The sequence below is a fragment of the Cryobacterium sp. M96 genome (genome assembly GCF_002929845.1).
Taxonomy (GTDB): domain Bacteria; phylum Actinomycetota; class Actinomycetes; order Actinomycetales; family Microbacteriaceae; genus Cryobacterium; species Cryobacterium sandaracinum.
In genome coordinates, this window is sequence record NZ_PJJS01000045.1 from 63,385 (window position 1) to 83,294 (window position 19,910).

Genomic DNA, 19,910 nt, shown 5'->3' on the forward strand with positions numbered 1-19,910 from the left:
AGTGCTGTCTGATCTTCTAGCCGGGGCCGTCGCCGACGCTGAACTTCGTCGGGCCGCCCGTCCGTTCGCCATCGTCGAGGCAACCGCTCTCGACCAAACTCCCGCGATCGATGCCCTGGCGGTGCTCGCACCCACCGATCAGGTCAAGATCATCGCGGAGGTCAAGCGCGCCAGCCCGTCCCGGGGCACCCTGGCCGAGATTTCGGACCCTGCCGCCCTCGCCGTCTCCTACGAGTTCGGCGGCGCCAGCGCGATCAGCGTGCTCACCGAAGGTCGCAAGTTCCTCGGCTCCCTGTCAGACCTCGAGCAAGTGCGATCCGCCGTGCGCATCCCGGTGCTGCGTAAAGACTTCATCGGCTTGCCGTACCAGGTCTTCGAGGCCAGGGCGGCAGGTGCCGACATGGTTCTGCTCATCGTCGCCGCACTCGACCAGACCACCCTGGTCTCCCTGCACGACCTCGTGCGCCAGCTCGGCATGACCGCGCTGGTCGAGACCCATAGCGCCGAGGAGGTCGACCGTGCCCTGGCCATTGGCGCAAGCCTCGTCGGGGTGAACGCCCGCGACCTGTCCACGTTCCAACTCGATCAGGACCTGTTCGGCAGGCTCGCGGACCGGATCCCCTCGGGCGTCGTCCGCGTCGCCGAATCGGCCGTCAAGACCGCCGCCGACGTGGCGCACTACCGCGCCGCCGGCGCCGACATCGTGCTCGTCGGCGAGGCCCTCGTCACAAACGATCCCATCCGAACCCTCTCCGAATTCCTGGCGGTTTAAATGTCAACGTCCCTCAGAACAGAAGCAGGCCCGTACTTCGGCGACTTCGGCGGGAGGTTCGTGCCGGAGTCCCTCGTGGCTGCCCTCGACGAGCTGACCGACGAGTACGCTCTGGCACGGCAGGACCCGGCCTTCGCGGCCGAATTGATGGAATTGCACCGGAGCTACACCGGGCGCCCGTCCATCATCACCGAGGTGCCCCGGTTCGCCGCGCACGCCGGCGGTGCCCGCATCATCCTCAAGCGGGAAGACCTCAACCACACCGGCTCGCACAAAATCAACAATGTGCTCGGCCAGGCTCTTCTCACCAAGCGCATCGGCAAGTCCCGCGTCATCGCCGAGACGGGCGCCGGGCAGCACGGCGTGGCGGCCGCGACGGCCGCCGCCCTGTTCGGGCTCGACTGCGTCGTCTACATGGGCGAGGTCGACACGGAGCGCCAGGCCCTGAATGTGGCCCGGATGCGACTGCTCGGCGCCGAGGTCGTGCCGGTCAAGACCGGGTCCCGCACCCTGAAAGACGCCATCAACGACGCCATGCGTGACTGGGTCACCAACGTTGAGACCACCAACTACATCTTCGGTACCGTCGCCGGGCCGCATCCGTTTCCGGCCATGGTGCGCGACTTCCAGAAGATCATCGGCGAGGAGGCCCGCCAACAGGTGCTGGACCTCACCGGCCGCCTCCCCGACGCGGTCACCGCCTGCGTCGGCGGTGGTTCGAACGCCATGGGTATCTTCCACGCGTTCCTCGACGACCCGGAGGTGGCCCTGGTCGGCTACGAGGCCGGCGGTGACGGCGCGGAGACCCTGCGCCATGCGGCGACGATCACCAAGGGGCGCCCCGGCATCCTGCACGGCGCCCGCAGCTTCCTGCTGCAGGACGAAGACGGTCAGACCGTGGAGTCGCACTCCATCTCTGCGGGTCTGGACTACCCGGGGGTGGGCCCGGAACATGCGTGGCTCGCCAGTATCGGCCGGGCCACCTACCTGCCGGTCACCGATGACGAGGCGATGAGCGCCCTCCGGCTGCTCAGCCGCACGGAGGGCATCATCCCCGCCATCGAGTCGGCGCACGCCCTCGCCGGCACCTTGGACCTCGGCAAGCAGCTCGGACCTGACGCCACCATCCTGGTAAACCTCAGCGGACGCGGCGACAAGGACATGGAAACCGCGGGTCGGTACTTCGACCTGCTCGACAAGGGCGCGGAACAGTCATGAGCACGGAAACAGGTACGGGTTCCACGACCGGAACGACGAGCACGGTCGAGGCGACAATCGCCCGTCGCCGCTCCGAGGGCGGCGGTGCTCTGATCGGCTACCTGCCCGTCGGGTTTCCCACCCTGACCGAGAGCATCGACGCGGCCGTGGCACTCGCGCAGAACGGTGTCGACGTCATCGAGCTGGGCCTGCCGTACACCGATCCCGTCATGGACGGCCCAGTGATCCAGGCGGCCACCCAGCAGGCTCTGGCCAACGGCTTTCGGCTGCGGCACGGGATCGAGGCCGTCGCGGCGATCACCGCCCAGGTGAACGTGCCCGTTCTGGTCATGACCTACTGGAACCCGATCATGCAGTACGGCGTGGACCGGTTCGCCGACGACCTGCTCGCGGCGGGAGGCGCCGGGCTGATCACGCCCGACCTCATCCCCGACGACGCGGCCGCCTGGGTGGGAGCCAGCACGCGAACCGGACTCGACCGTGTCTTCCTCGCCGCCCCGTCGTCGTCCGACGCCCGGCTGCGTCAGGCAGTGGACGCCAGCCGCGGCTTCGTCTACGCGGCCTCCACCATGGGAATCACCGGCGCCCGTGGCGACGTGGACTCCGCCGCGCGGGTGCTCGTCGACCGCCTCCGCGCCGTCGGGTCCACCAGCGCGTGCGTCGGACTCGGCATCTCCACCCCGGAGCAGGTGCGGGAGATCCTCGCCTACGCCGATGGCGCCATCGTCGGTTCCGCCCTGGTCAAGGCACTGTCCGACGGGGGAGTGCCGGCCCTGGCCGTCCTCACCCGTGACCTCGCGGCCAGTGCCCGGGATCTGCGCCCCGCCGTCTGATCCCCGCCATCGAAGCACCCAAAAGCTAAGGTAAGTTGACCGAGGCGGTCACGGGGCCTCCCCGGCGCCACGATGAAAGGTAGTCCCCAGGTGTCTTTTCTTCTGAGCATCCCGAGCCCGAGCCCCGAATGGAGCTCGTTCACCCTCGGCCCGTTCACCATCCACGCCTACGCCCTCTGCATTCTGGCAGGGATCATCGCCGCCACCGTCATGACGAGCCGCCGACTGTCTGCGCGCGGCGGAGAGCCGGGCGTGGTGCTGGACATCATCCTGTGGGCCGTTCCGCTCGGCATCGTCGGCGCGCGCTTCTACCATGTGTTCACGCACCCCTCCGACTACTTCTTCGAGGGTGCCAACCCTCTCGAGGTGTTCGCCATTTGGAACGGCGGCAACGCCATCTTCGGAGCGCTCCTGGGCGGGGCCGTCGGCGCTTACATCGGCTGCCGCATCTCGGGCATCCGGTTCTGGGCCTTCGCGGACGCCCTGGCACCGGGGATGCTCGTGGCGCAGGCCATGGGCCGTCTCGGCAACTGGTTCAACGAGGAGCTCTTCGGTCTGCCGACCGACCTGCCCTGGGGCCTCGAGGTGTCCGCGGCGAACCCGGCCCTCCCGATCGGGCTTCCCCCCGAAACGTTGTTTCACCCAACCTTCCTCTACGAGATGGTCTGGAACGTGGTCGGCGTCGTCCTGATCCTCGCGATCGAACGCAAGGTCGCGCTCCGCTGGGGCAAGGCCTTCGGCGTCTACCTGATTTGGTATGGCCTCGGCCGCAGCTTCTTCGAATCGATCCGGGTCGACCCGAGCGAGATGTTCTTCGGCCTCCGCACCAATGTGTGGGCCGCTTTCGCCGCCATCCTGCTGGGAATCATCCTGATCGTCGTGCAGAGCAAGCGCCACACGGGCCTGCCCGCGAGCGTGTACATTCCCGGCCGCGAGTGGAAGGGGCCCGACGCTGAGGTAGAATCTGATGAGTTTGATTCGGACCCCAAGGATCACGGTGATGAGGCCGTCGGTCCCGCCGGATCAGGCGACGTTGCAGCCACAAGCACCAGCAACTCGCGCCTCTAGGCTCAAGGTTGACTCCAACCTGTTCCACGGCTTGTGACCCGGTATGACGGGCCGCCGCGCACATGTCTACCTGAGCGGGCCAGCGTCGTCCCCACTCGCCAGTTACTTTTGTGAGGACGGTCCAATGCCGCAAACACCCCTCTTCTCGCGCTTCAGCGCAGTGCCGAAGCCGCAGGGCTTGTACAACCCGGCCGATGAGCGCGATGCCTGCGGCCTCGCCATGGTTGCCACGCTTCGGGGCACCGCCGGGCACGACATCATCACCCTCGCCCTCGACGCGCTGCGCAACCTCGAGCACCGCGGTGCGGTCGGATCGGATGCCGGCACCGGAGACGGCGCGGGCATCATCACTCAGGTTCCCGACGAGTTCCTGCGGTCGGTCACCGATTTCGCCTTGCCCGCGGCGGGCCGCTACGCCGTCGGCAATGTGTTCCTGCCGATCGATCCCACCAAGCGCAGCGGCATCAAGCGTCAGATCAACCGGATCGCCCTCGAAGAGGGACTGGTGATCCTCGGCTGGCGCGAAGTTCCCGTGCGCCCCGACGAGGTCGGCACCCTGGCGCGCGCGGCCATGCCGGCCATCCAGCAACTGTTCGTGCAGAGCGCCCGCACGACCGAGGCCGGCGACACGCTCGGCGACATCGCGCTGGACCGCCAGGCAGTCAGGCTGCGGAAGCGTGCCGAACGCGAGCTGGAGATCTACTTCGCCTCACTGTCCTGTCGCACCGTGGTCTACAAGGGTATGGTCACGACGCTTCAGCTGGAGCCGTTCTACCCGGACCTGTCCGATCCGCGCTTCGTCTCCAAGCTCGCCCTCGTGCACTCCCGCTACTCCACCAACACGTTCCCGTCCTGGCCGCTCGCGCAGCCGTTCCGCATGATCGCGCACAACGGCGAGATCAACACGGTTCAGGGCAACCGCAACTGGATGCAGGCGCGCCAGTCGCAGCTCGAATCCGACCTGCTCGGCGACCTGGCGCCGCTGCTCCCGATCGTCACCCCCGGCGGCAGCGATTCGGCCTCGTTCGATGAGGTCGTTGAGCTGCTCAGCCTGTCGGGGCGTTCGCTCCCGCACGCCGTCATGATGATGGTGCCGGAGGCCTGGGAGAACCAGACCGACCTCGACGCCGAACGCCGTGCGTTCTACGAGTACCATTCCATGCTGATGGAGCCGTGGGACGGCCCGGCCGCGATCGTGTTCACCGACGGATCCCTCGTCGGCGCCACCCTCGACCGCAACGGGCTGCGCCCCGGCCGCTACCTCATCACCGACGACGGCCTCGTCGTGCTCGCCAGCGAGATCGGGGTGCTCGACATCGACCCCAACCGGGTGGTGCGCAAGGGCCGCCTGCGTCCCGGCAAGATGTTTCTGGTCGACACGGTCGCCGGACGCCTGATCGAAGACGACGAGATCAAGGCCGACCTCGCGGCCAGCGAGCCGTGGGGAACCTGGCTGGACGCCGGGCGCATCAACCTCAAGGATCTGCCCGAGCGGGAGCACATCGTGCACCCGCCGGCATCCGTCGTGCGCCGCCAGCGCACCTTCGGCTACACCGAGGAGGAGGTGCGCATCCTGCTCGCGCCGATGGCTCGCCTCGGCGGGGAACCGCTCGGCGCGATGGGCTCCGACACCCCCATCGCCGTGCTCAGCGACCGACCCCGGCTGCTCTTCGATTACTTCACGCAGCAGTTCGCTCAGGTGACCAACCCGCCGCTCGACTCGATCCGCGAGGAAGTTGTCACTTCCCTCAAGCTCGGGCTCGGTCCGGAACGCAACCTCCTCTCGGTCGGCCCCGAGCACGCCCGGCAGGTCGTGCTCGATTTCCCCGTGATCGACAACGACGAGTTGGCGAAGATCCAGCACATCGACACCGCGCCGGGCAGCCGCACCACCAGGACCATTCGCGGGCTCTACCGGTTCGAAGACGGGCCGGACGCCTTGGAGGCCCGCATCAAGGAGATGTGCGCCGAGGCCGACGCCGCCATCGACGACGGCGCGATGTTCCTCGTCCTGTCCGACCGGGATTCCAACAAGGATCTGGCCCCGATCCCGTCGCTGCTGATGATTGCCGCGGTTCACCACCACCTGATCCGCACCGAGAACCGCATGAAGGTCGGCATCGTGGTCGAGGCCGGCGATGTGCGCGAGGTGCACCACGTCGCCCTCCTGATCGGCTACGGCGCATCCGCCGTGAACCCGTACCTTGCGATGGAAACGTGCGAGGATTTGGTGCGCAGTGGCTACATCACGACCGGCACGCCCGAACAGGCCGTGCGCAACGTGATCAAGGCCCTCGGCAAGGGCGTGCTCAAGATCATGTCCAAGATGGGGATCTCGACCGTCTCCTCCTACGCCGGCGCGCAGACCTTCGAGGCCGTGGGACTGAGCCAGGAATTCATCGACCAGTACTTCACCGGCACCACGAGCAAGCTCGGCGGCATCGGCATCGAGGTGGTCGCGGCCGAGAATGAGGCCCGGCACCGGGCCGCCTACCCCGAGGATGCCGCGGTCACCGCGCACGAACGCCTCGCGACCGGAGGTGAGTACCAGTGGCGCCGCGACGGGTCTCCGCACCTGTTCAACCCGGACACCATTTTCCGGCTCCAGCATTCCACCCGCACGCGCAGCTACGACATCTTCCGCGAGTACACGAAACTAGTCGACGACCAGGCGACGAGCCTGATGACGCTGCGCGGCATGTTCACCTTCACCACCGGCAAGCGCCACCCCGTGCCGCTGGACGAGGTGGAACCGATCTCCTCGATCGTGAAGCGCTTCGCGACGGGGGCGATGAGCTACGGATCGATCTCCGCCGAGGCGCACGAGACCCTCGCCATCGCAATGAACCGCCTCGGGGGCAAGTCCAACACCGGTGAGGGTGGAGAAGACCTTGACCGCCTGCTCGACCCGGAGCGACGCAGCGCCGTCAAGCAGGTGGCATCCGGCCGGTTCGGTGTGACCAGCATGTACTTGTCCCACGCCGACGACATCCAGATCAAGCTGGCGCAGGGAGCCAAGCCCGGCGAGGGCGGCCAGCTGCCGCCCACGAAGGTCTACCCGTGGATCGCCCGCACCCGGCACGCGACCGCCGGCGTCGGCCTGATCTCGCCGCCCCCGCACCACGATATCTACTCGATCGAAGACCTCAAACAGTTGATCTTCGACCTGAAGCGGGCGAATCCGACCGCACGCATCCACACCAAGCTCGTCAGCCAGTCCGGTATCGGCGCGGTCGCCGCCGGAGTGGCCAAGGCCCTGTCCGACGTCATTCTCATCTCCGGTCACGACGGCGGAACCGGCGCGAGCCCGCTCAACTCCCTCAAGCACGCGGGGACCCCCTGGGAACTCGGCCTGGCCGAAACGCAGCAGACCCTGATGCTCAACGGGATGCGCGACCGGGTCGTGCTGCAGGTCGACGGCCAGTTGAAGACCGGCCGTGACGTCATCATCGGAGCGTTGCTCGGCGCCGAGGAGTTCGGCTTCGCTACCGCCCCGCTGATCGTGGAGGGCTGCGTCATGATGCGCGTCTGCCACCTGGACACCTGCCCCGTCGGGGTGGCCACCCAGAATCCCGAGCTGCGCAAACGTTTCACTGGCAAGGCCGAGCACGTGATCAACTTCTTCGAGTTCATCGCTCAGGAGGTGCGCGAGTACCTCGCCGAGCTCGGATTCCGCAGCCTCGACGAGGCCATCGGCCACCGGGAGGTGCTCGACGTCAACGGGGCGCTTACGCACTGGAAGGCCTCCGGACTCGACCTGTCGCCCATCCTCGTCGGTCCGGACTTCTCCGCGGGGGAGCCCCGGCAGTCCGGTCGCCCTCAGGAGCACGAACTTGAGCTCCACTTCGACAACGAACTGATCCGGCAGAGCGCCAGTGTGCTTGAACATGGTGGGCAGGTCTCGATCTCCCTGCCCATCCGAAACACCGAGCGGGCCGTGGGCACCATGCTCGGCCACGAGGTCACCGTGCGCCACGGCGAGAACGGGCTGCCGTCCGGTTCCATCGACGTCACCCTCACCGGCAGCGCCGGACAGTCCTTCGGCGCGTTCCTGCCGAGCGGCATCATCCTGCGGCTCGAGGGTGACTCCAACGACTACGTCGGCAAGGGTCTCTCCGGTGGCCAGATCACCGTGCGACCCGACCGGGGCAGCCTGTTCCCGGCCGAGCAGAACGTGATCGCCGGTAACGTCATCGGCTACGGCGCGACCCAGGGCAGCATGTTCATCCGCGGCATCGTGGGCGAACGCTTCCTGGTGCGCAACTCCGGGGCCACCGCCGTCGTCGAGGGCGTCGGAGATCACGCCCTCGAATACATGACCGGGGGACTGGCGGTCATCCTGGGCGAAACGGGGCGCAACCTGGGTGCCGGTATGTCTGGCGGAACCGCCTACGTCTACGGTCTTCGTACCGAGGATGTCAACCGGCAGGCCCTCGACTCCGGCGAACTCACACTTCTGCCGCTCGGCGGCGCGGACCGCGAGATCGTGCGCGACTTGCTCGGACAGCATCATGACCAGACCGAGTCCGCCCTGGCGGCCCGGCTGCTGGCCGATTTCGAGACCACCATGTCCACATTCGTCAAGGTGCTACCGCGCGACTACGCGGCCGTCCTGGCAACCAGGCAGATCGCCGTCGACGAGGGCCTCGACCCCGATGGCGTCGTCGTTTGGAACCGCATTCTGGAGGCAACCAATGGCTGATCCGAAAGGATTCCTCAAGACCACGGACCGGGAGCTGCCGGCCCGCCGTCCCGTATCCGTTCGTCTGATGGACTGGAAAGAGGTCTACGAGCAGGGCGACGCGACGCAACTGAAACGCCAGGCCGGCCGCTGTATGGACTGCGGTGTGCCGTTCTGTCAGCAGGGCTGCCCGCTCGGCAACATCATTCCGGAATGGAACGACCTCACCTGGCGGGACGAGGGTCGACAGGCCATCGAACGTCTCCATGTCACCAACAACTTCCCGGAGTTCACCGGGCGTCTCTGCCCGGCACCCTGTGAGTCGGCCTGCGTTCTCGGAATCAGTCAGCCGCCGGTCACGATCAAGCAGGTTGAGGTCTCCATCATCGACCAGGCCTTCGCCAACGGATGGGTGCAGCCCCAGCCGCCCGGACGCCTCACCGGCAAGACAATCGCGGTCGTCGGCTCTGGCCCGGCCGGCCTCGCGGCCGCGCAGCAGCTCACGCGGGCCGGTCACACGGTGGCGGTCTTCGAGCGCGACGACCGGATCGGCGGGCTTTTACGTTACGGCATCCCGGACTTCAAGATGGAGAAGAAGCACCTCGAGACCCGACTCGGCCAGATGACGGCCGAGGGCACCCGCTTCCGAGCAGGCGTCACCATCGGGGTCGACATCACCTGGGATGACCTCCGGGCCCGCTATGACGCTGTGGTGGTCGCCACGGGGGCCCTGGTACCCCGCGACCTGCCGATCCCCGGGCGCGACCTGCCCGGAGTGCACTTCGCCATGGAATACCTCGTGCAGCAGAACAAGGTCGGCGCCGGCGACACTGTTGACCAGCAGATCACCGCCGAGGGCAAGCACGTGGTCGTACTCGGCGGCGGCGACACCGGCGCCGACTGCATCGGTACCGCGCACCGCCAGGCCGCGGCATCCGTCACGAATCTCGCCATCGGCCGCCAACCGGGCATGGAACGGGCGGAACACCAGCCGTGGCCGCTGTCACCGACGCTGTTCGAGGTGTCGAGCGCCCACGAAGAGGGCGGCAACCGCGAGTACCTGGTGTCGACGGTGGAGTTCCTGGCCAACGAAGCGGGCGAGGTGCGCGCCATCCGCGTGGCCGAGACCGAATTCCGGGGCGGACGCCGGGTGCCCAAGGCCGGAACGGAGCGCGAGATCCCTGCGGATCTGGTTCTCCTGGCCATGGGCTTCACCGGTCCTGAATCACGCGAGCTGACCGACCAGCTGCACGTGCCGGTCGATGGGCGGAGTAATGTCGAGCGTGACGTTAATTACCAGACCAGCCATGAAGGCGTGTTCGTTGCTGGTGATGCCGGCCGTGGCCAGTCGCTCATCGTCTGGGCGATCGCCGAAGGTCGGGCTGCTGCGGCAGCCGTCGACAAATTCCTCGAAGGCGAGACGCAACTGCCTGCACCGGTCAAACCGTCCGATCATGCCTTCGCAATCTGATTGGTCACTGATCCAGTGATTCGATTCCAAGAGATCCACCACCCCGTGGTCTCCCAACCATCAACAGAGAATATGCGCCGAAACAGCGCGGAAACCGGAGTTCTTTCAGAATGAGACGCGCCAAAATTGTCGCCACGCTCGGGCCGGCAGCAGCCAGCTACGATCAAATTCGTGCCCTTATCGATGCCGGTGTCGACGTCTGCCGGATGAACCTGAGCCACGGGGACTACCAGGTCCACGAGGGTGTTTATGCGAATGTACGCAAAGCAGCGAACGACTCCGGTCGTGCCGTCGCCGTCATGGTCGACCTGCAGGGACCGAAGATCCGTCTCGGAAAATTCGAAGGCGGCCCTTACGAACTTGCCCTCGGAGACATTTTTAAGATCACCACAGAAGAAATCCTGGGTACCAAGGAACTCTCCGGCACCACGTACAAGGGCCTGCCCCAGGACGTCAGGCCCGGCGACTTCCTGCTGATCGACGACGGCAAGGTCAAGGTCGAGGTGGTGGCCACGAACGACACCGTCGTGACGACCAAGGTGATCGTTGCCGGCCCCGTGTCGAACAACAAGGGCATCAACCTGCCCGGTGTCGCCGTCAACGTGCCGGCCCTGTCCGAAAAGGACGAGGCCGACCTGCGCTGGGGTCTCCGCCTCGGCACGGACCTGATCGCGCTGTCGTTCGTTCGGGACGCCGCCGACATCACCCGCGTGCACGAGATCATGGCCGAAGAAGGACGCCGCGTTCCCGTGATCGCGAAGATCGAGAAGCCGCAGGCCGTGGAGAACCTCGAGGGCATCGTCGACGCGTTCGACGCCATCATGGTGGCCCGTGGCGACCTGGGCGTGGAGCTGCCGCTCGAGGCCGTTCCGATCGTGCAGAAGCAGGCGGTCGAGCTCGCTCGTCGCATGGCCAAGCCGGTCATCGTGGCGACGCAGATGCTCGAGTCCATGATCCACAGCCCGGTGCCGACCCGCGCGGAGACGTCTGACGTCGCCAACGCCGTGCTCGACGGCGCGGATGCGGTCATGCTCAGTGGCGAGACCAGCGTCGGCGAGTACCCCGTCGTCACGGTCCAGACGATGGCGCGGATTGTCGCGTCGACCGAGGACCACGGCCTGGAGCGTATCGTTCCGCTGACGAACAAGCCGCGTACCCAGGGCGGTGCGATTACCCTCGCCGCCATCGAGGTCGCCGAGTTCGTCGAAGCGAAGTTCCTGTGCATCTTCACGGAGTCCGGTGACTCGGCCCGACGGATGTCCCGGCTGCGGTCGAAGATCCCCATGCTGGCTTTCACCCCGGAGCCCGGTATCCGTCGTCGACTGGCCCTCACCTGGGGCATCCAGACCTACCTGGTCGACCGGGTCACCCACACGGATGCCATGTTCGGACAGGTGGATGACATCCTGCTGGGCCAGGGTCTGGCACAGCTCGGTGACAAGGTCGTCGTCATCAGCGGTTCCCCTCCCGGCATCGCGGGTTCCACGAACGACATCCGTGTGCACCGCGTCGGCGATGCCCACAATGAAGTTCACCCGGCGTACGCGAAGAAGTAGCGCCGCGACGGAGAAAGCCCCGCCGCCCGGCTTCGGGTGGCGGGGCTTTCTCGTGCTGTCAAATCTGCGCGGCGCAGCCGAGCGCCGTGATTCTGTGACCCACCGCCCCCGGGCGACACCCTGTTCCCCTTCAGTGTCGCCCATGAGGCTGTGCGCGTGAACACTCCGAACCGGAGCGTGACTGGACGGTCCGTGGCGTGCGCGGGTCCCCCGACCCGGTAACGTGGGCATGTCCAACCTCATTTCAGGCTAGCACCTGTTGGACATGTCTAATGTCACGGTCCGGCGCCACGGGACAGCGGCGCACAGGGGGGAGCAGGACGTGAACTACGAAGCACGCACCGAGCGGGCGCGCGAACTGGTGGCCACCCTCACCCTCCCGCGTCCGCTGACCGCCGCGACGCTGCACCGGTACATGGAAGGTCTGCGCGGCAAGGCGATCCTGATTCGTGCGGCGAGTCCGCGGCTCGTAGAATCCGGAGTCTGCGGGCTGTGGATCGAGGTCGCCGGGGAGAATTTCGAGCGCATCCACCATGCGCCGACGGACTCCGCCGTGCACCGCCAGCAGTTCATCAACCATGAGTTCGGCCACATGATCCTGCGGCATGAGAAGCAGCTGATGCCGGCCGAGCGGGTCGCGCTGCTCGCACCCCTCATCCCGCTCGACTCGATCGCATACGCGCTGTCCCGCAGCAACTTCACCGACGAGCAGGAAGCCCTGGCCGAGGCGATCGGCGACCGGCTGGCCCTGATCATGTTCGGAGACAGCGCCGAAACGGCCAACGGCCCCCGAACCGGTTTCGGCCGGGTGCTGTAGTGCAGATCATCCTGCTATCGGTGTCGGCGTTGATCTGGATCGCCACAATATTGTGCGTGCCGTCACTCCTTCGCGGTCGTCGTCGCCGTCTCTTCTGGGTCCTCGTTGCTTTCGGGACGACAATGACCCTGCAGCCTTACGTCGTGTACAACGCCGTCGACGGACTACTGGGTGGGGACAACGTCGCCTACTTCAGCTTTCATGCAACGGCGATCGTTACCATTGGTCTCCTGGACGGCATCGTGCAGGAGGCCGTGTCCGTGGGCGGTCTCACGCGGCGTAGGAATCAGGTGACCGCACTCGTCACCGGCGCAATTGTCACCGCCCAAGCTGTCCTATTCTTCGGCGGAGACTGGCGTTTTCGAGACCAGATCCACGAGGCTTTTCCGAATCGTTGGGATTTCGCCGCCTACTCGTCCACCACGTGGATTGCGATGGCCCTCTTCTCCGTGTCGGTAGGTGCGGCATGCGCGTCCGATCTACGCCTTCAGCATCGGTTGATCACTCGGGCGTCTCTCGCTCTCGTTGTGCTCGGTTGCCTCGGGGTTCTGGTCTACACGATCGTCAGCTTCGCGAGCGTGACCGCAGCCCTTCTCAGTCCGGACTTCTCCTTTGACGGGTGGCCCTACACCGCTTACCACATCGCCCTCGCCACCGCTCCCGTCTGCCTCGGCCTGGGTCTGGGTCTGACTGCCATGGAAGTGGGTATCCAGGCCCTGGCGAAGACCAGCCGCAACCGGGTGCTGCTGTGGCAGATCACTCCGTTGTGGGAGCGCCTGCTGGCCGGATCTCCGGAGCTCAGCATCGAGCGCGACCTCTCGCGCGTCGGGCTGCTCCTCGTGCGGGCTCCCGGCGCTCACCTGTACCGGCGTTACGTCGAGGTGCGGGATAGCCTGCTCCTCAACCCAGACCAGAGCCTGACGGTGTCCGAACGGACACTGATCAACGCCGCCGAGAACCACGTGCGGGCCATCCCCGCCGCAGCTTCGATCGTCACCACCCTTGCCCGCCCCGCGACACCCCGACAGGACCACACATCGTGATTGACCCGCGAGCAGCCGACGACGGGCCCAGCATCCCCGGCGAACCGATCAGTCCGCAGCGGGAACTGGCACGCAAGCTCAACCTCCTGCTTGACGTGGTCGTCGCCGAGGGCAACACGCCGCACACCTACAAGCAGATCGCCGCGGGACTGCAGGCGCGGGGCCTGTCGCTCTCCCGAGCCCGGTGGGCCTACATGATCACCGGGGACGGGCCTCTCGTGACAGACGTCGACCTGCTCACGGGCATCGGCGAGTTCTTCCGTATCCCGCCGGAGTACCTGCTGGGCTCTGACTGCGACCTCCCCGACCGCGTCGATTCCCAGCTCGCGTTCGTGAAAAGCCTGCGTGCCCAGCGCGTGGTCAACTTCGCGGCACGCACGCTCGGGGATGTGTCCCCGGAGACGCTGCGGTCGATCACCGCGCTCCTGGAAGAGGACATGCAGCGCGGCGATGCCGCGCGACCCGCTGAGGGCTGACGGGCTGACGGGCTGACGGGCTGACGGGCTGGCCGATGCGCCGACTGGCGCTGAGGCCCCGGCAGAGCCGAAACGGCCCGACTCGGCGGAAATTTCTGCCTGGGGTGTTGGTACCGGTGGTGGGACTCGAACCCACACGTCCTTGCGAACAAAGCATTTTGAGTGCTCCGCGTCTGCCATTCCGCCACACCGGCTCACAACACCTGCTCCAGAATACCGTAGGCTTTCCCCCGTGACCGACCAAGACTCCACCCCAGTACCTCCTCGCCGCGTTGTCGTTGCCGAGGATGAGTCCCTCATCCGCCTCGACATCGTCGAAATCCTCCGCGACGCCGGATTCGAGGTGGTCGGTGAAGCCGGCGACGGAGAAACCGCTGTCGCCCTGGCCACCGAGCTGCGGCCCGACCTGGTCATCATGGACGTGAAGATGCCGCACCTCGACGGAATTTCCGCGGCCGAGCGCATCACCAAGGCGCACATCGCCCCCGTCGTGCTGCTGACCGCGTTCAGCCAGAAAGAACTCGTCGAGCGCGCCACGGAAGCGGGCGCGCTGGCCTACGTGGTCAAGCCGTTCACCCCGAACGACCTGCTGCCCGCCATCGAGATCGCGCTGTCGCGCTACAGCCAGATCATCACCCTCGAGGCCGAGGTGGCCGACCTCGTCGAGCGCTTCGAGACCCGCAAGCTCGTCGACCGGGCCAAGGGCCTGCTGAACGAGAAGATGGGGCTCACCGAGCCCGAGGCCTTCCGGTGGATCCAGAAGGCGTCCATGGACCGCCGGCTCACCATGCACGACGTCGCCCAGGCGATTATCGAGCAGCTCAGCGCCAAGAAGTAACCTTCGGCAGCCGGGCAGATCACCCTTCGAGGTTGATGCCTGGCCGTTTTTCAAGCCTCGGGTCTTGCGCCTCGGGCCGGTTCGTCAGTTCCTTGATCAGATTGGTGATCCGGATCGTCGAGCAGCGCCGGCCCTGATCATCCGTGACCGCGATCTCGTGCGTCGTGAGCGTACGGCCCAGGTGCACCGGCGTGCAGACACCCGTGACGAAGCCCGACGTCGCCGACCGGGTATGCGTGGCATTGATCTCGATCCCCACCGCCAGGCGGCCGGGACCGGCGTGCAGATTGGCGGCCATCGAGCCCAGCGACTCGCCCAGCACGACATAGGCGCCACCGTGCAGGAGCATCGCCGGTTGCGTGTTGCCCTCGACGGGCATCCGTGCCACCGCGCGCTCGATGGTGAACTCGACGAACTCGATGCCCATCTTTTCGGCCAGGGAGCCGGCTCCCCGCTGCTGGACCCACTCGAGGGCGTCCGTGGTCTGCTGGATCATAGTCACCTTCGGTCGCTGCACCTGCCCGCGCCGGATGACGCTTGTAGGCTATCTCTGTGTCAGATTCCGAAAAGCCTACCCTGATGATCATCGACGGCCATTCCCTGGCCTACCGGGCGTTCCACGCCCTCCCCGTGGACAGTTTCCAGACCCACGACGGGCAGCACACCAACGCCATCCACGGGTTCCTGTCCATGCTGCTCAGTCTGCTGCGCAACGAGAAGCCCACGCACATCGCCGTGGCGTTCGACATCTCGCGGTTCTCCTTTCGAACGCGCGAATACGCCGATTACAAGGGCACGCGGGCCAGCACGCCAAGCGAGTTCATCGGGCAGGTGCCGCTGCTGCAGGAGGCCCTGGCTGCGATGAACATCACGACGCTGACCAAGGAAGACTTCGAGGCCGACGACATCCTCGCAACACTGTCCGTGCGCGGCAACCAGGAAGGCTTCCATGTCCTGGTGGTCTCGGGGGACCGGGACACGATCCAACTCGTCAACGAAAACGTCACCCTGCTCTACCCGGCCAGCCAGGGCGTCTCGGCGCTCACCCGCTACGACCCGGCCCGGGTGCGCGAGAAGTACGGCATCGAGCCGGCACAATACCCGGATGTCGCGGCCCTGGTCGGCGAGACCAGCGACAACCTGATCGGGATCTCCAAGGTGGGGGAGAAGACCGCCGTGAAGTGGCTCGGCCTCTACGGCAGCCTCGACGGCATCCTGGAACACGCCGAGGAGATCAAGGGCGTCGTCGGCAACAACCTGCGCGAGCAGAAAGAGAACGCGATCCGCAACCGGCGACTCAACCACCTCGTCACCGACCTCGACCTCCCGGTGGAGCTCCCCGACCTCGTGCGGCGCCCCATCGACGAACCGGCCGTGCGCGCTGTGTTCGGTCGGCTCGAGTTTCGCACCCTGCTTGACCGCGTGATCAAGCTTGAGGGCGCCGGCGCGACCGGAGGCGTCGCCGTGGTCGTGCCGGAGGAAGTGCTGGTCGCCGCGCCTCAGGCCCCCGCCGCCCAGGACCTGCTCGACGAGGAGCTGGCCGCGTGGATCGCCCGGGCCACGGTCGCCTCCCCGCAGGGCCTCGCTCTCTCCGTCGAGGTACACGAGGGCAAGGCCATTGGCTTCGGAGTGTCCGGACCGACCGAGTCGGTAAACCTGCCCTGGCAGCCCGGACGCACGGACTACCTCGCATTCGAGGCCTGGTTGGCCAGCGACTCGCCCAAGATCATGCACGACGCCAAGAGCCAGATCAAGGCGCTCCGCCGCAGCAACCTGGACTTTTCGGGGCTGGTGTTCGACAGCCTGATCGCGGGCTGGCTACTGCGCCCCGGGGTGCCGGACAAAACCCTCGCCACCCTCGTCTTGCGATACCTGGGCGAAACCCTGCCGGTGACCGACCCCAACCAGCTGATCCCGGCCGAGAACGAGGCCGGGGGCGTGCCGGTGGAGTCCTGGTACACGTTCCGGGTGGCCGCGGCCATCGACGCGCTGCTCGACGACGGGTCCCGCGAGGTGCTCACCACCATCGAGATGCCCACCCTGCTGGCACTCTCCGACATGGAACTGGCCGGCGTGGCCGTCTCCCATGACCAGTTGTCGGCACTGTCCGGCCAGCTGGGCGAGCGCGCCGCCGGGTTGGCCGCCGGCGCCTACGCCGAGATCGGCCGCGAGGTGAACCTCGGTTCACCCAAGCAGTTGCAGGAGGTGCTGTTCGACCAGCTCGGCATGCCCAAGACCCGGGCGAACAAGACCGGGTTCTCGACGGATGCCGGGGCTCTGGCCGACCTGCAGGCCAGCAACCCGCATCCGTTCCTTGACATGCTGTTGCAGCACCGCGACGCCACCAAGCTGCGCCAGATCGTGGAGACCCTGGACAAGGCCATCGACAAGACGGGACGTATCCACACCACGTACGTGCAGATCGGCACGGCCACCGGTCGGATCTCCTCCACCGACCCCAACCTGCAGAACATCCCGGTGCGCACCGAGGAGGGCCGCCGCATCCGGGCCGCATTCCACGCGGCCAACGGGGCCGACTGCCTGCTCACCGCCGACTACTCGCAGATCGAGATGCGCATCATGGCGCACCTTTCCGGCGACGCGGGACTGATCGAGGCCTTCAACGCCGGCGAAGACCTGCACCGGTTCGTCGGCGCAAGCGTGTTCGGCGTGGCGCCGGAAGACGTCACGAACGAGATGCGCTCCAAGGTCAAGGCCATGTCCTACGGCCTGGCCTACGGATTGAGCGCCTTCGGGCTGTCCCGGCAGCTGCGCATCGAGACGAAGGAGGCCAAGCAGCTCATCACAGACTACTTCGCCCGGTTCGGCGCGGTGCGCGACTACCTGCGCAATGTCGTCGAGCAGGCCAAAATAGATGGTTACACGGCCACCATATTCGGCCGCCGCCGCCCGTTCCCCGAGCTGCACAGCGCCAACCGGGTCGTACGCGAGAACGCGGAGCGCGCGGCCCTCAACGCGCCGATCCAGGGGTCGGCCGCCGACATCATGAAGATCGCGATGAACGGGATCGCCGTGGACCTGATCGACGGCAATTTGGAGTCGCGCATGCTGCTTCAGGTACACGACGAACTGATCTTTGAGGTTGCCCCGGGGGAGTGGGATGCGCTCCGCCAGGTCGTGACGCACCGGATGGAGACCGCAGCGGACCTGTTGGTGCCGCTCGACGTGCAGGTCGGCCGCGGCGACAACTGGGATGCCGCCGCCCACTAGGCAGCGACTACCAGCCGCCCGAATGCGAGGTCCGGCGCTCCGCCCGCGGTCGAGCGCGTGTTCTAGGCTCGGGTCATGACAACCGACAAGCAGCGCACCCCCACGCCGATCGACCGGATCGCCGAGGACTGGGTGGACACCCTCGTCGATATCGACCCGACCGTGGGCACGTACATCGGCCGCACCGAGGTTGACGGCCGCTTCGGCGACTACTCCCCGGACGGGCTGGACCGCAGGGTCGACGCGGCCCGATCCTTCATCACCCGCCTCGACGCGGCCACGGCCGTCGACGACGTCGACGTCGTCACCCGCACCGACCTGCGCAGCTCGCTCGCCCTCGACGTCGAGAGCGCCGAAGCCGGATTGCCGCTGCGCGACCTGAACGTGATCGCGTCGCCGGCCCAGGGCATCCGGGAGGTCTTCGACCTGATGCCCACCGCCACCGTCGCCGACTGGGACACCGTTTCCGCCCGTCTGCGCGCCCTGCCCGGGGCCATCGACGGCTACATCCAGACCCTGCGTCTCGGCATCGAGCGCGGCAGTATGCCCGCCCGGCGTCAAGTGCAGGAAGTCATCCTGCAGGCCCGGCGCCACGCGGCGAACGACGGCTTCTTCGCCGAGTTCGCCGCCAACGCCGGCCACGACACGGGAGCGCTCCCGGCCTCGCTGGCCAAGGATCTCGACACCCGGGCGCGTGCCGCTGCCGCGGCCTATGGAACGCTGGCGGACTTCCTCGGCACCGAGCTCGAGGGCAGGGCCCCCACCCGCGACGCCATCGGTCGCGACCTCTACCTGCTGCAGTCCCGCCGTTTCCTCGGCGCGACCATAGACCTCGACGAAACCTATGAGTGGGGCGTGGAGGAGCTGGCGCGGATGGTCGCCGAGCAAGAGAGCATCGCCGACCTGATCAAGCCGGGCGCGAGCGTGCCCGAGGCCATTGCGTTCCTCGACACCGAACCCAGCCGCAAGCTGCACGGCACCGACGCCCTGCAGAAATGGATGCAGGAGACCAGCGACCGAGCCGTCGCCGAGCTCTCCGAGACCCAGTTCGACATCCCCGACGAGATCAAACGCCTCGAGTGCCTGATCGCCCCCACCCAGGAAGGCGGCATCTACTACACCGGGCCTACGGACGACTTCTCCCGCCCGGGCCGGATGTGGTGGTCGGTGCCGGTCGGGATCACCGAATTCGACACCTGGCGCGAATTGACCACCGTTTACCACGAGGGCGTGCCCGGCCACCATCTGCAGATCGGCCAGGCCGTCTACAACCGGGCCAAGCTGAACACCTGGCGCCGCCAGCTGGCCGGCACCTCGGGTCACGCCGAGGGCTGGGCGCTCTACGCGGAACGTCTGATGGAGCAGCTGGGCTACCTCGATGACCCGGCCGACCGTCTCGGCATGCTGGACGGGCAGCGGATGCGCGCCGCCCGCGTCGTCCTCGACATCGGCGTGCACCTCGAGAAGCGGCTGCCCGACGGTTCGGGCCCCTGGACCGCCGACTACGCCTTGGAGTTCTTGGGCCGGAACGTGAACATGAACGCGAGCTTTGTCAAGTTCGAGGTGAACCGGTACCTCGGCTGGCCGGGGCAGGCCCCGTCCTACAAGGTCGGCCAGCGCATCTGGGAGCAGCTGCGGGACAGTTACAGGGAGCGCGAGGGTGACGCCTTCTCGATCAAGGAGTTCCACCGCAAGGCCCTCGATCTCGGCGGGGTCGGCCTGGACACCCTCCAGGCGGCGATGCTCGGTTAACGTTCGGGGTCGATCGGCGTAGCTTCCGTGGGGGACGGGCAAGTTGCCGGCCTCTCCCGCAAACAGCTAAGCTTGATTGTCACGCTTGTGACGAACTGTCCACCGCCATGCATGGTGCACGAGCACGAGTTCTTCCCGTGTGTGGCCCGAACTA

General features: G+C 66.9%; 14 protein-coding genes and 1 tRNA gene. 13 read left to right on the forward strand and 2 right to left on the reverse strand.

Going from position 1 to position 19,910, the window contains the following annotated elements:
• The first annotated feature begins 1 nt into the window (after position 1).
• The 10 genes from trpC to CXY79_RS07655 all read left to right on the forward strand — a co-directional run bounded on the left by trpC (position 2) and on the right by CXY79_RS07655 (position 13,935).
• Positions 2-772, forward strand: a complete 771-nt coding sequence (gene trpC, locus CXY79_RS07610; protein ID WP_104100532.1) for an indole-3-glycerol phosphate synthase TrpC — start codon at positions 2-4, stop codon at positions 770-772.
• Positions 773-1,990, forward strand: a complete 1,218-nt coding sequence (gene trpB, locus CXY79_RS07615) for a tryptophan synthase subunit beta (RefSeq protein ID WP_104100533.1) — start codon at positions 773-775, stop codon at positions 1,988-1,990.
• Positions 1,987-2,823 carry a tryptophan synthase subunit alpha gene (trpA, locus tag CXY79_RS07620; RefSeq protein ID WP_104100534.1) on the forward strand — a complete coding sequence of 279 codons (837 nt, stop codon included), beginning with the start codon at positions 1,987-1,989 and terminating at the stop codon, positions 2,821-2,823. Before trpB ends, trpA begins: the two co-directional genes overlap by 4 nt.
• Before the next feature lie 72 nt (positions 2,824-2,895).
• The gene (gene lgt / locus CXY79_RS07625; protein WP_104100535.1) at positions 2,896-3,891 is read left to right on the forward strand and encodes a prolipoprotein diacylglyceryl transferase; all 996 of its coding nucleotides are present in this window, start codon (positions 2,896-2,898) and stop codon (positions 3,889-3,891) included.
• A 124-nt stretch (positions 3,892-4,015) separates the two neighbouring features.
• A complete protein-coding gene (gene gltB, locus CXY79_RS07630) occupies positions 4,016-8,593 on the forward strand; it encodes a glutamate synthase large subunit (protein WP_104100536.1) in 4,578 nt (1,525 codons plus the stop codon).
• On the forward strand, positions 8,586-10,043 hold the full coding sequence (locus tag CXY79_RS07635; protein WP_104100537.1) for a glutamate synthase subunit beta: 1,458 nt from the start codon (positions 8,586-8,588) through the stop codon (positions 10,041-10,043). The genes gltB and CXY79_RS07635 overlap by 8 nt, the downstream gene beginning before the upstream one ends.
• 110 nt (positions 10,044-10,153) lie before the next feature.
• On the forward strand, positions 10,154-11,599 hold the full coding sequence (gene pyk / locus CXY79_RS07640; protein ID WP_104100538.1) for a pyruvate kinase: 1,446 nt from the start codon (positions 10,154-10,156) through the stop codon (positions 11,597-11,599).
• A 322-nt stretch (positions 11,600-11,921) separates the two neighbouring features.
• Complete coding sequence (locus CXY79_RS07645) at positions 11,922-12,416, forward strand: hypothetical protein (RefSeq protein WP_104100539.1); 495 nt, start codon at positions 11,922-11,924, stop codon at positions 12,414-12,416.
• A 122-nt stretch (positions 12,417-12,538) separates the two neighbouring features.
• Positions 12,539-13,459, forward strand: coding sequence for a DUF6545 domain-containing protein (locus CXY79_RS07650; RefSeq protein WP_134342449.1), 921 nt, complete (start codon positions 12,539-12,541; stop codon positions 13,457-13,459).
• Positions 13,456-13,935: a hypothetical protein gene (locus CXY79_RS07655; protein WP_233191355.1), complete on the forward strand. Its 480-nt coding sequence runs from the start codon at positions 13,456-13,458 to the stop codon at positions 13,933-13,935. Before CXY79_RS07650 ends, CXY79_RS07655 begins: the two co-directional genes overlap by 4 nt.
• Before the next feature lie 108 nt (positions 13,936-14,043).
• Here CXY79_RS07655 and CXY79_RS07660 read toward each other — a convergent pair.
• Positions 14,044-14,129 (reverse strand) — tRNA-Leu (locus CXY79_RS07660).
• Positions 14,130-14,167: 38 nt separating this feature from the next.
• Between CXY79_RS07660 and CXY79_RS07665 the strand changes: the two genes are divergently transcribed.
• Complete coding sequence (locus CXY79_RS07665; RefSeq protein WP_104100541.1) at positions 14,168-14,773, forward strand: ANTAR domain-containing response regulator; 606 nt, start codon at positions 14,168-14,170, stop codon at positions 14,771-14,773.
• Positions 14,774-14,792: 19 nt separating this feature from the next.
• On the opposite strand, the gene CXY79_RS07670 is transcribed toward CXY79_RS07665, so the two are convergent.
• A complete protein-coding gene (locus CXY79_RS07670; RefSeq protein WP_104100542.1) occupies positions 14,793-15,269 on the reverse strand; it encodes a hotdog fold thioesterase in 477 nt (158 codons plus the stop codon).
• A gap of 56 nt (positions 15,270-15,325) precedes the next feature.
• Here CXY79_RS07670 and polA point away from each other — a divergent pair, with 56 nt between their 5' ends.
• Positions 15,326-18,004, forward strand: a complete 2,679-nt coding sequence (gene polA, locus CXY79_RS07675; protein ID WP_104100543.1) for a DNA polymerase I — start codon at positions 15,326-15,328, stop codon at positions 18,002-18,004.
• Between the two features lie 75 nt (positions 18,005-18,079).
• The gene (locus CXY79_RS07680) at positions 18,080-19,756 is read left to right on the forward strand and encodes a DUF885 domain-containing protein (protein ID WP_104100544.1); all 1,677 of its coding nucleotides are present in this window, start codon (positions 18,080-18,082) and stop codon (positions 19,754-19,756) included.
• Positions 19,757-19,910: the final 154 nt, after the last annotated feature.